This is a genomic window from Bacillus sp. CH_48, assembly GCF_038008465.1.
Lineage (GTDB): Bacteria > Bacillota > Bacilli > Bacillales > Bacillaceae_G > Bacillus_A > Bacillus_A thuringiensis_S.
Genome location: NZ_JBBOZF010000001.1, coordinates 3,121,316 through 3,133,382, shown reverse-complemented (window position 1 = coordinate 3,133,382; position 12,067 = coordinate 3,121,316). Strand labels below are relative to the sequence as shown.

Genomic DNA, 12,067 nt, shown 5'->3' with positions numbered 1-12,067 from the left:
TAACCACTAAAAATAAGCGCAATTGTCGAATAAATAATAATAATTTTTTAAAATGAAATTTTCACTCTTTACTGTATAAAAAAAACTTTGCACCATAAACATTCCTCATTTCGAGAAAAAGTTCGGCACAAAGATCCTTTACATCCTTTGTTACACACTTTTCCCCTCATAGTCTAGCAATTCATGGTTGCCAGGTAGAAACTTATGGACCTTATCTCCAAGATTATATGAGGCAGTGATTCTTTTCGAAGTAATCTTACCACTTGCTCTCATACGTGTCAACAAAATCCAACATTTTTCTACATTAAATATCGAACATTTACATAAAACATACTCAAAGTATTCGTATTCTAAAGATACCCTCTAAATGTAAGCCCTTTCTTTATTGCTGAGTATAGTATATAACAAAAACACTATATAAAAAAGCCTAATTGTAAAAACAATTAGGCTTTTTTTAAGAACTTTTTTCTTGTACATCATTAATGAGTACTTCTCTCGGTTTACTACCTTCATATGGACCTACTACACCATTCATTTCCATTGCATCAATTAGACGAGCAGCTCGCGTATAACCTACTCTAAACCTACGTTGTAGCATAGAAACAGATGCTGTTTGCATTTCCACTACAAGTTGAACCGCTTCATCATATAATTCATCTTCTACTTCCTGCTTCGTATCAGGAACATCTTGCGGAATCATATCTTCTTGATATTGTGCTTTTTGCTGTCCAATAACATATTCTACAACTCTCTCAACTTCATCATCTGATAAAAATGCACCTTGTACACGTACAGGTTTCGATGCACCAATTGGTATAAACAGCATGTCGCCACGACCTAGTAGCTTCTCTGCACCACCACCGTCAAGAATTGTACGAGAATCTGTTTGAGAAGATACAGCGAATGCAATACGTGATGGAATATTCGCTTTAATAACACCCGTAATAACGTCAACTGACGGACGTTGCGTTGCAATAATTAAATGAATACCAGCAGCACGAGCCATTTGCGCTAGACGCATAATCGCATCCTCTACATCAGACGAAGCAACCATCATTAAATCTGCTAACTCGTCCACAATTACTACAATATACGGTAATTCGGGTTGTTTCGCTTCTGATTGACTATTATGCTCTTTTATATAATCGTTGTATCCTTCAATGTTACGTGTACCACTATGAGCAAACAATTCATAACGACGTTCCATCTCACTCACAACTTTTTTCAATGCTTGCGATGCTTTTTTCGGATCAGTTACAACTGGTGTTAACAAATGAGGCACACCGTTATATACATTTAACTCTACCATTTTCGGGTCAATCATCATTAATTTTACTTCATGTGGTTTTGCACGCATTAAAATACTAACAATAATACCGTTAATACATACACTTTTCCCGCTCCCTGTCGCACCAGCTACGAGTAAATGGGGCATTTTATTTAAACGGGCTAATACAGCTTCACCTGTAATATCTCGGCCAAGACCAATTAACAACTTCTCTTCCGGATGATTGTTAGCCTTAGAATCAAGAACTTCCCTCAGCGTTACCATCGAAACTTCTGAGTTCGGAACTTCGATCCCTACAGCTGATTTCCCGGGAATTGGCGCCTCAATACGAATGTCCTTTGCAGCTAATGCAAGGGCTAAATCATCACTTAAACTGACAATTTTGCTTACCTTTACCCCCATATCAGGATACACTTCATATTTTGTAACTGCAGGACCTCTATGCACTTTTGTTACTTTCGCTTTCACTCCGAAACTTTGGAATGTACGTTCTAATTTACGAGCATTCTCATAAATTTCCGCATTTTCATTTGTAACTTGCTTATTCTTTGGAAATTTTAATATATCAAGTGAAGGAAGCTTGTAATCTTTATTTTCTACATTTGAAAATTGCATAGGAGGTGCTTGCGCTTCACTCTCTAACGATTCAACGATTTTTTCTCCACGCTTTTTCTTTGATTCTTCAATTGGTGGAGTCTCTTCAATAAACGGTGAAGTGATCAAATCTTCTTGCTCTACTTCGATTCGTTTATCCTCTTCTTCATTTGCAGGATAATTCTCAGTGAAATTTGAAATAATTGGCGGATCAATTTGGATTTCTTCCATCGGCTCAATCACTTCTTCTTGTTCTGCAGCACGTTTGCTTCTTGTACTTCTTGTTGTTTTTTTCTTTTCTGTTTGTTCAGCCGTTCTTTTGGATCTCCAATCTTTATAATCCCCTTGCATCACTTGAAATTGACTTCTAAGAATTCTACCAACTGGAGCTAACACTTCTCCAATATGTTTATTTGTTATACAGAGTACCCCGAGAATAACTAAAATAATCCCAATGATATAGGCTCCTACTTCGTCGAATAGGAAGTAACATGTCGCGAACATAAGCGCACCAAACATACCACCGCCTAAATGAACGCTATCTGGCCCTTTTTTCATTTCAAGAAAGAAGTTATCTTTCGTACTCACAATAACAGAAGTATTTTGCACTGCTCCATCTTTTGTAAGAAGGTTAAATAATGTAATATGACTAAACATTAATATTGCCAATACAATTAAATAAAATCCAATTAACCGTTTATTTAAAAGGTTCGGCCATCTGCGTTTTATAACAAAGGAAACCGATAAAGCTATTACACCTAACACACCAATTATGTACCACTCACCAAAGAAGAAGCGAAAAAATAACACAAACGATTTCCCTACAACGCCTAGCTGTAAAATCGTAATGATTGAAAGTGCAAAAAGAGTTAAACCGACGATTTCATAATACAAAGTTGGCTTTATCGTACGTCTTGCCTTTGCCTTCGTCCCTCTTTGCTTTTGTTTTGCCATTTCTTCACCTCGTGTTCTACATATAAGTAAAGCTCCCCTAAAAATGCTCTATTTATATGTCTGTTTTCTCTATTTTTCAGGTCTTTATATCTTCTATTTTTACACTTCTTGTAAAATGCTAAATAAACAGAAGAAAGCAGCCTACTCATGGCTGCTCAACCGTCTTGTTTTTTATATTATACCATAGCTTCTAAACAAAATCCTTCTTTTTGCTAAAAGGTTATTTTCTGACCGGGCTCAAACTCTAAATAGTGAAGTGGGTCCGTACTTAGCACACGTACAATAGAATAACACCCATTTTCCTCTTCAGAAACCATTAATTCCACACCATTTATATTTACAACTTTTTGACTTTCACATTGTGAATAATCGGCCGGATACACAAGTTGCTCTGGCATAATTGTATATAAAATCATTGTAACATTGTCCCTTCTGCACTACCTTCCGCGCGAACATCTATTAATTCGTTTAATTTTCGAATCGCATTTCCAATACCACCAACATCATCTATAAGACCGTACTTTACTGCATCTCCACCAATTACATTCGTCCCAATATCTCGCGTTAAATTTCCTTTCGCAAACATAAGCTCTTTAAAACGATCCTCTGTTACTTTCGAGTGCTTCGTCACAAAACGAATAACTCTTTCTTGCATCTTATCCAAATACTCAAATGTTTGCGGCACACCTATGACAAGACCTGTTAAACGAATTGGATGAATTGTCATCGTCGCAGTTTCCGCAATAAACGAATAGTCAGTAGAAACAGCAATCGGTACACCGATGGAATGTCCCCCACCTAAAACTAGAGATACTGTTGGTTTTGAAAGTGAAGCTACCATTTCTGAAATTGCTAGTCCAGCTTCAACGTCACCTCCAACCGTATTTAATATTAAAAGCAAACCTTCAATTTTCGGATTTTGTTCAATCGCAACAATTTGCGGAATGATATGCTCGTATTTTGTTGTTTTATTTTGCGGCGGTAATTGAACATGACCTTCCACTTGTCCGATAATCGTTAAACAATGAATACGTGATTCATTCATCTGTGGTACATTTGTCTGTCCAAGCTGTTGAATTTTTTCTACTATTGAAGCCTCTTTTCCAGCTTCTTTTGGCTCAGTTTCTTTTTCTTCATTTGTATATCGATCACGTTCTGTCATTTCGCATCCCCTTTCACTCGTATATAACTATTATTTCTTAAGTTATAAATTTCATTCGATAGGGTTAAAAAGAAAAAAAAGATCACCCATAAGGGTGATCTTTTTTATACTTCCATAATAATCGGTAAAATCATAGGTTTTCTCTTTGTCTCTTCGTACAAGAACTGTCCTAATAATTCACGAATATTTTGTTTTAACATTGACCATTCAATCGAATATTCTTTAATTGACTGCTCAACAATCATACGTACAATCTCTGTAGATCGTTCAATTAACGCTTCTGACTCACGAACATATACGAAACCACGTGAAATGATTTCTGGACCAGAGATAATTTTCTTTTCATCTTTACCAAGCGTTACAACTACTACTAATATTCCATCTTGAGATAACATCTTTCTATCTCGAAGAACGATATTACCAACGTCACCTACACCTAATCCATCAATTAAAACATTACCAGCTTGTACTTTACCGACTAAGTTCGCTTCATCGTCACCAAAAGCAATTACGTCGCCTTTTTCTACGATAAAGATATTTTCTCTTGTAATACCTACATCTTCAGCTAAATACGCATGTGCTTTTTGCATACGGAACTCACCATGTACGGGTACAAAGTACTTCGGTTTCATTAAATTTAACATTAATTTTAATTCTTCTTGGCTACCGTGACCTGAAACATGAACTTTTCTTTCGCCGTAATAAACAACTTCAGCTCCAGCTCTAAATAACAAATCAATAATTTTTGATACAGATATTTCATTACCCGGAATTGGCGAAGCAGCAATGATAACAGTATCACCTTTACGAATTGAAATTTGTTTATGTGCTTGTTTTGCCATTCTAGATAGAGCAGCCATCGGTTCACCTTGACTACCTGTCGTTAAAATAGCTACCTTTTTCTCTGGGAAGTTGTCTACTTCTTGTAATGAAATAACCATACCTTCTGGAACATCTAAATAACCAAGACGTCTTGCAATGTCTACTACTTTCACCATACTACGTCCTACTACCGCTACTTTTCGCCCTGTTTCGGCAGCTGCATCAAATACTTGTTGAATACGATGTACATTCGATGCAAATGAAGCAACGATAATACGACCTTCTGCGCCGTAGAACACTTTAGAAATTTCTACACCAACTTCTTTTTCAGAACCTGTATAACCTGGGCGCTCTGCGTTTGTACTATCAGATAATAAGCAAAGTACGCCTTCATTTCCGATTTGAGCCATTTTCCCAAGGTCTGCTCCACTATTTCCAATTGGAGTTTGATCGAATTTAAAGTCTCCTGTATATACAATTGCACCTTTTGATGTATGGAAACAAACACCAACAGAATCTGGAATACTATGTGTCGTTCCAAAGAATGACACCGTTGTAGTATTAAACTCTACTGTTGAATTTGAATCGATTGTTTTTAAGTCTACACGACCTAACATACCCGCTTCGCCAAGTTTTTCTTGTATAAGTCCTACTGTTAATTTCGTTGCATACACTGGAATAGATAATTTACGAAGTACGTAAACAATACCACCAATATGATCTTCATGACCGTGAGTAATAAATAAACCCTTTACTCGCTCTTGGTTTTCCACTAAATATGTAATATCAGGAATAACGATATCAATTCCAAACATTTCATCTCCCGGGAACATTAACCCTGCATCCACAATAAAGATTTCAGAATCAATTTCAACACAGTACATGTTTTTCCCGATTTCACCTACTCCACCAAGAGCAAATACTTTAACAGACTCATTCTCTTTTCTCTTCATGTTGTTGCCTGGTTTAAAAATCTTGCAAACACTGATTTCACTAAAATTGCAGAGACACCAGGGGAAACTCTACAACCACCATATATTCACCGTCCAAGACGAATGTCCTTACCGTTATGCGATATCATGTCCTTGTTTATTTTTTAAACCAGGTTTCACCTCTCTTTCATTATATAAATCAAATATCTTATTCGATATGATATGAAAATTTAATTAAATTATAATTTTTCCCAATTTTGCTAAGCATACCCGTACTAAGCTACTTAGCCATATTATACCTGATAGAAGAAATAGAACACAAGTTAAATCGTGCGAAAGAAAAAGTAAAAGAAAGGAACAGTACTAAAAGTATATGGCTTATTTCCGCTGCTTTTATACTCCATGTTATTTGAAAAAAAACCCTAAACACTTTAAATTACTTTCATTTGATGGATTTCCTAGATTTTTTTCTTGAATTGCAAAAAAACACTTATAAAATGAAACTTTTTTATAGATTACGTCATATTTGAGGCAATTCCTCTAAAAACATAACCGAAAGTATTTCCTGTACTAGCAACTACTTTTCAACAAAATTAAAAGTGTAAGATCCTTTTCTTATAAACATTGTATTACATGACAAAAAGCTATGAATTACAAAATCTAATAGAAATTTAATAAGATTAAATTTTTAGGGGGATTTGACAGTCACTATCGAGGACAAGAGGTTGGAACCAAATTAATGAAAGAACAATATCATACTTTATCAAGTAGAGCACGCGTAGCGTAATGTACTCGTTTTCAATATTATAGGTTCGTATACAGATGAGAAAGGCAAGCTTAAAATCATTTTATAAAAGATTTACTTTAAAACAGATTCAAACATTTTCATATCAATAAAAAAATGACCTAGTGTGAAACTAGGTCATTTTTATTAACGAGGAATAGATTGCATTACAGATTGTAACGTTACTCTTTCTTCTTCTGTTAATGGAAGAAGTGGTAAACGTACAGAACCTACATCTAATCCAACCATTTGTAACGCTGTTTTTACTGGAGTTGGACTTGGCGCCATAAATAATGAATCAGTTACTCTTACAAGTAATTGATGTAATTTTTGTGCCTTCTTAAACTCTCCTGCAAGAAATGCTGTAATCATTTCTTGCATTTCGTTTCCGATAACATGAGATGCTACCGAAACGATACCTTTCGCTCCAACTGCCATAGCCGGTAACGTTAAACCGTCATCACCGCTGTATACCGCAAAGTCGTCCGCTGTTTTTTCAATGATTTCTGTCATTGTTAACACATCGCCGCCTGCATCTTTAATAGCAACAATGTTTTCTATTTCTGATAAACGAACAACTGTATCAACGGAGATTTGTACAATAGATCGTCCTGGAACGTTATATAGCATAACCGGAAGTGGCGTACTTTCAGCAATTGCTTTAAAATGCTGATACATTCCTTCTTGACTCGGTTTGTTATAATACGGTGCTACTAGCATTACTGCATCCACACCAACTTCTGTTGCCTTTTTAGTTAAATCAATAGAAGCATGCGTATTATTGCTACCTGTTCCAGCGATTACGGGCACTCTTTTATCGACAACAGATACGACATGGCGATATAACGCTACCTTCTCTTCTGAAGTTAATGTAGGAGATTCTCCTGTCGTTCCTCCTACCACGATTGCTGTTGTACCGTTATCAATTAAATAATTTACCAATTTCGTTGTCTTTGCAAAATCGATATTCCCGTTTATATCAAACGGTGTTACCATCGCGGTTGCAATTGTCCCAAAATCTATCATGGTCTCACTCCTTATTGTTCCAGTTGCTTTTCTTTTGAAAGCTCAAACGCACTATGTAATGCATTTACAGCCTCCACTAAATCAGTTTCTTTTACAAGAACCCAAATTGTTGTATGACTATCTGCCGATTGCAGAATTTGAATACCTTTTTCCGCTAAAGCTGTAACGATTTTCGCAGTAACCCCTGGGTATCCTGCCATTCCAGCTCCAACGATAGATACTTTCGCACAATGTTCTGTCACAATTGGCTCATATCCAAGGTTCTTTAATAATTTAACTGCATGACTTGATACATTATCACTCACCGTATATGCTACGCCAGTAGGTGAAATATTAATTAAATCAACACTTATTCCTTCGTTCGCCATCTCTTTAAACACATGTTGTTGCAAATCATATGCCGTTTCTTTTGCAAGCACTTTAATTTGCGTTACGTTTGATACGTGGGCGATACCTGTAACAGGACGTTCTTCTACATCACGACCTCTTGTAGCACCGTCATATGCTGAAATAAGCGTACCTTCACTATCAGAATACGTAGAACGTACACGAAGTGGCACTTTTGCATGCATCGCAATTTCAACTGCACGTGGATGAACGACTTTCGCACCTTGATAAGCCATGTTACAAATTTCGTTATACGTTACAGTTTGAAGATGACGTGCATCTTTTACAATACGAGGATCCGCAGTCATAACACCTTCTACATCAGTGAATATATCGATGTATTCAGCATGAAGTGCAACACCTAATGCTGAAGCTGAAGTATCACTACCTCCGCGTCCAAGTGTTGTCGTATCACCTTTTTTCGTTTGCCCTTGGAATCCTGTAACGACGATTACATCTACATTTTCTAACTCTTCATGTATACGATCGCAATTCATTTCAATAATCTTTGCATTCGTAAAGTCATCATTCGTTACAAAACCAGCTTGTGCACCATTTAATGCTGCTGCTTTTATACTATTCTCATTCAACATATTAGAGAAAACAATTGCAGAGATTAACTCTCCGCACGATAATAATAAATCTTGCTCACGTTTAGAAATAGTAGATTCCTCTTGATTTACAAGACTTAATAACGTATCCGTTGCATATGGTTCACCTTTACGGCCCATAGCAGATACGACAGTAACTACTTTATAACCAGCAGCTAATGATTTTTTTATATGATGAAGCGCATGCTTACGTCCATTGTCATCACGTACTGATGTGCCACCAAATTTTTGAACAATTATTTTCATATTTTGCACCTTCTCTTAGCCGTTTACACTAATTGTAATTTTACTAAGCGCTCTGCAATTTGAACAGAATTCCATGCAGCGCCTTTTAATAAGTTATCAGATACGACCCAAAGATGGAATCCTTTATCGTTATTTAAATCTTTACGGATTCTTCCAACGAATACTTCGTTTTTACCTACTGCAGTAGCTGGCATTGGATATAACTGCTCTTCTGGATTATCTTGCAGAACAATACCTTCCGCATTTGCAAGTAAGCTCTTTAATTCTTCTACTGTTACGCCTTCTTTTTCTACTTCGATGTAAACAGACTCAGAGTGTCCTGATACAACTGGTAAACGTACACACGTTGCCGCTACTTCTAATTCAGGCATATGCATAATTTTTTTCGTTTCGTTAATCATTTTCATTTCTTCAAATGTAAATCCATTATCTTGGAACTTATCAATCTGTGGAATCGCATTAAAAGCAATTGGGAAATGCTTCTTATCACCTGATACAGGAAGAACATTTGCCTTAACTTCTTCGCCATTTAAGATTGCTTGTGATTGTTCATGAAGTTCTTCAATAGCTGCCGCACCAGCACCTGATACAGCTTGATATGTGGAAACGATTACTCGTTTTAAACCATATTGCTGACGAACTGGCTCAAGAGCTACTACCATTTGAATTGTAGAACAGTTTGGATTTGCAATAATGCCATTATGTTCTTTTAAGTCATTTTCATTTACTTCAGGTACAACAAGTGGCACGTTTTCTGTCATACGGAATGCACTTGTATTATCAACAACAATCGCACCGCGTTTTGCTGCTTCTGGCGCTAATTGTTTCGATACAGATCCACCAGCACTAAATAGTGCGATATCTACTCCTTCAAAGCTTTCAGGAGTTGCCTCTTGAACTGTAAATTCTTCGCCTTTAAATACAAGTTTCTTACCTGCAGATCGTTTAGATGAAAGTAACGTTAACTTCCCAATCGGAAATTCTCGTTTCTCTAAAGTATTTAACATTTGTTCACCAACTGCGCCGGTTGCTCCAACTACAGCGACATGAAAAGTTTTTTGCTTTTCCATCACTATGCCCCTTTCTAGATACCAATCCTTCTATAACTTAGAATCAGAAGGAGTATACAATACCCCTTCTAATCTTAATAACGTTAATTTTATCATATTCTACAGTAAGAATGATGGTTTCATCAAAAATTGTCCGTTTTTTTTCGTTTTTTAATTCATATATCTGAATTTTTCTACGACCACCGGTTGCAATTGCTTTCCTTGCAGTGCTTCTAATACTGTGTCTTCCAGCAGCTCCATGCGAGCTACCATTGAGTTCGGTTTTTTCTCTGGTGCATCTTGACCGAATGGAACGAAGTAGATGTTTTTTGTTGCCATTAGGCGCATGAGATTTACCCCATTTAATCCTAATGCATCATTCGTCGAAACCGCCAATACGACAGGCTTGCCATTTCTTAACGTCGCTTTTGCTGCCATTAGTACTGGAGAGTCTGTCATTGCATTTGCAAATTTACTCATAGAATTTCCTGTTAAAGGAGCGATTACCATGCAGTCTAATGGAATTTTAGGTCCAAGTGGCTCTGCTCCAACAATTGAATTAATTGCTTTAAAACCTGTTATTTCTTCAATCTTCTTAATCCATTCTGCTCCTTCTCCAAATCTAGTATTTGTTGATTGAACAGTGTATGAAACAACGGGACGTACTTCTGCCCCTTCAGCAATTAATTTTTCTAAGTGCGGCATAACTTCCTCATACGTACAATGTGAACCCGTAAATCCGAAACCAATTCGTTTCCCCTTCAAACTCATTTCTTTTCCTCCTCCTTTGCAATTGCATCTGCTGCTAATAACTGAGAAAGAACATTTGCTAAAATTTGCCCAGCCGTTTTTGGAGCAACAATACCTGGTAATCCAGGTGCTAGCAACGCTTTGACTCCTCTTTTTTCGGCATATCTAAAGTCAGTACCGCCTGGTTTAGAAGCTAAATCAATCACTAACGTATGAGCTGGCATTTTTGCAATAACATTCGCTGTTACAACGAGGTACGGAATTGTATTGATTACAATATCGATATTTCCTACTTCTTTCTCTATGTCTTGCATATGAAAAGGAGAAAACATCATTTCTGTAATACGTGCAATATGTTCAGATCGTCTTGCTCCAACTTTGACATGGGCTCCTAATGATTGAAATGCTCTCGCAACACTCATTCCTGTTCTACCAAATCCTAGAACCATTACATTGGACCCATGAATTGTATAGTCGGTATGTTGAATTACCATCATTAATGTACCTTCTACAGTTGGAATAGAATTGTATATTGCTACATCATCACGATCAAATAATTTAACAAGTTTTCGGTTCGTAGTAGATACGAGATTTTCCAAGTAAGGTGTACCAATACCTGAATATATAGTAAAGTGTTCTGGTGTATTTTCAATTTGTTCTTTCGTTATTGAAACTTTTTCATTTGAAAAAATAGTATCTACTTCTCCTTTGGCATTTGTACCTGCAACCGGCAAAATAATTGCGTCTACAGAAGTGAAATCTAAATTTTGTATACTTTCTTTTGCTGCCCCTGTGAAACCATGATCTAACTGATCAAACCCTATCAAAGAAAGTTTTGCATCCAATTCAACTAGCTTACGAATTACTTCTAGCTGCCTTGCATCTCCTCCTATGACAGCAATATGCATCTCAGTCAACATTCCCTAATTCACCTTCTTTTTCTGTCATTTATAAGAAAAGTGCCTACTTTTTCTTTTTCCTCCACATCATATGTAATGTACGAGTTTATGGTGATTGAAAATCCAAATGCATATATGTTTTATCAGGTTTCTATGTAGATACAAAAAAAGATGACCAAAGTGGCCATCCTTCACTCCGAATTTGAACGATCCATACTATCACAAAGAAGCATATCATGTCCGACTTTCTTTATTTGACTCCATGCCACCCTTACTTCTTGTGGTTCCTTTTTAAAACCTCCCCACTTCCCTACAGGTATTATAAGTGTTTGTATTTGTCCGTCTTTCTCATTAATCTCTAAATCCATATAACCTAAGACTCCCATTTTTTCCGCTTTTTCTATATCTACAACCTCTTTACCACTTAATTCACTTAATCGCATACATACTCCACTCCCCCTACTGAATTTTTCATTTGCATTGTCTATAATTAGTACCTATTCTATATGGATAAAAAAAATAACCTTCTCTCATTTAAAAAGAGAGAAGGTTATTATCAGATA

General features: G+C 36.4%; 10 protein-coding genes and 1 riboswitch. All 10 genes read right to left on the bottom strand.

Going from position 1 to position 12,067, the window contains the following annotated elements:
* Positions 1-149 precede the first annotated feature (149 nt).
* Positions 150-251, bottom strand: a riboswitch (purine riboswitch).
* Positions 252-454: 203 nt separating this feature from the next.
* The gene (locus tag N2V92_RS15905; RefSeq protein WP_016077342.1) at positions 455-2,836 is read right to left on the bottom strand and encodes a DNA translocase FtsK; all 2,382 of its coding nucleotides are present in this window, start codon (positions 2,834-2,836) and stop codon (positions 455-457) included.
* A 212-nt stretch (positions 2,837-3,048) separates the two neighbouring features.
* Positions 3,049-3,252, bottom strand: a complete 204-nt coding sequence (locus N2V92_RS15900; RefSeq protein ID WP_016077341.1) for a YlzJ-like family protein — start codon at positions 3,250-3,252, stop codon at positions 3,049-3,051.
* Positions 3,249-3,998: a translocation-enhancing protein TepA gene (gene tepA, locus N2V92_RS15895; RefSeq protein ID WP_000139825.1), complete on the bottom strand. Its 750-nt coding sequence runs from the start codon at positions 3,996-3,998 to the stop codon at positions 3,249-3,251. The genes N2V92_RS15900 and tepA overlap by 4 nt, the downstream gene beginning before the upstream one ends.
* Positions 3,999-4,102: 104 nt before the next feature.
* On the bottom strand, positions 4,103-5,773 hold the full coding sequence (locus N2V92_RS15890) for a ribonuclease J (protein ID WP_000823089.1): 1,671 nt from the start codon (positions 5,771-5,773) through the stop codon (positions 4,103-4,105).
* A gap of 910 nt (positions 5,774-6,683) precedes the next feature.
* Complete coding sequence (dapA, locus tag N2V92_RS15885; RefSeq protein ID WP_000564762.1) at positions 6,684-7,562, bottom strand: 4-hydroxy-tetrahydrodipicolinate synthase; 879 nt, start codon at positions 7,560-7,562, stop codon at positions 6,684-6,686.
* 11 nt (positions 7,563-7,573) lie between these two features.
* A complete protein-coding gene (gene dapG / locus N2V92_RS15880; protein WP_000692458.1) occupies positions 7,574-8,806 on the bottom strand; it encodes an aspartate kinase in 1,233 nt (410 codons plus the stop codon).
* 23 nt (positions 8,807-8,829) lie between these two features.
* On the bottom strand, positions 8,830-9,876 hold the full coding sequence (asd, locus tag N2V92_RS15875) for an aspartate-semialdehyde dehydrogenase (RefSeq protein ID WP_000414849.1): 1,047 nt from the start codon (positions 9,874-9,876) through the stop codon (positions 8,830-8,832).
* Positions 9,877-10,026: 150 nt separating this feature from the next.
* Entirely contained in the window at positions 10,027-10,626 is a 600-nt protein-coding gene (gene dpaB, locus N2V92_RS15870; protein ID WP_000053596.1) for a dipicolinate synthase subunit B, read from the bottom strand.
* On the bottom strand, positions 10,623-11,525 hold the full coding sequence (dpaA, locus tag N2V92_RS15865) for a dipicolinic acid synthetase subunit A (RefSeq protein ID WP_000954737.1): 903 nt from the start codon (positions 11,523-11,525) through the stop codon (positions 10,623-10,625). Before dpaA ends, dpaB begins: the two co-directional genes overlap by 4 nt.
* Before the next feature lie 170 nt (positions 11,526-11,695).
* Positions 11,696-11,947, bottom strand: coding sequence for a YlmC/YmxH family sporulation protein (locus N2V92_RS15860; RefSeq protein ID WP_016077306.1), 252 nt, complete (start codon positions 11,945-11,947; stop codon positions 11,696-11,698).
* Positions 11,948-12,067 lie beyond the last annotated feature (120 nt).

What these genes read in the sequence shown, in the direction of transcription:
- dapG (WP_000692458.1), bottom strand. Translation starts at nt 8,806, where the DNA reads ATGAAAATAATTGTTCAAAAATTTGGTGGCACATCAGTACGTGATGAC.
- N2V92_RS15890 (WP_000823089.1), bottom strand. Translation starts at nt 5,773, where the DNA reads ATGAAGAGAAAAGAGAATGAGTCTGTTAAAGTATTTGCTCTTGGTGGA.
- N2V92_RS15900 (WP_016077341.1), bottom strand. Translation starts at nt 3,252, where the DNA reads ATGATTTTATATACAATTATGCCAGAGCAACTTGTGTATCCGGCCGAT.
- asd (WP_000414849.1), bottom strand. Translation starts at nt 9,876, where the DNA reads ATGGAAAAGCAAAAAACTTTTCATGTCGCTGTAGTTGGAGCAACCGGC.
- dpaB (WP_000053596.1), bottom strand. Translation starts at nt 10,626, where the DNA reads ATGAGTTTGAAGGGGAAACGAATTGGTTTCGGATTTACGGGTTCACAT.
- tepA (WP_000139825.1), bottom strand. Translation starts at nt 3,998, where the DNA reads ATGACAGAACGTGATCGATATACAAATGAAGAAAAAGAAACTGAGCCA.
- dapA (WP_000564762.1), bottom strand. Translation starts at nt 7,562, where the DNA reads ATGATAGATTTTGGGACAATTGCAACCGCGATGGTAACACCGTTTGAT.
- N2V92_RS15860 (WP_016077306.1), bottom strand. Translation starts at nt 11,947, where the DNA reads ATGCGATTAAGTGAATTAAGTGGTAAAGAGGTTGTAGATATAGAAAAA.
- N2V92_RS15905 (WP_016077342.1), bottom strand. Translation starts at nt 2,836, where the DNA reads ATGGCAAAACAAAAGCAAAGAGGGACGAAGGCAAAGGCAAGACGTACG.
- dpaA (WP_000954737.1), bottom strand. Translation starts at nt 11,525, where the DNA reads ATGTTGACTGAGATGCATATTGCTGTCATAGGAGGAGATGCAAGGCAG.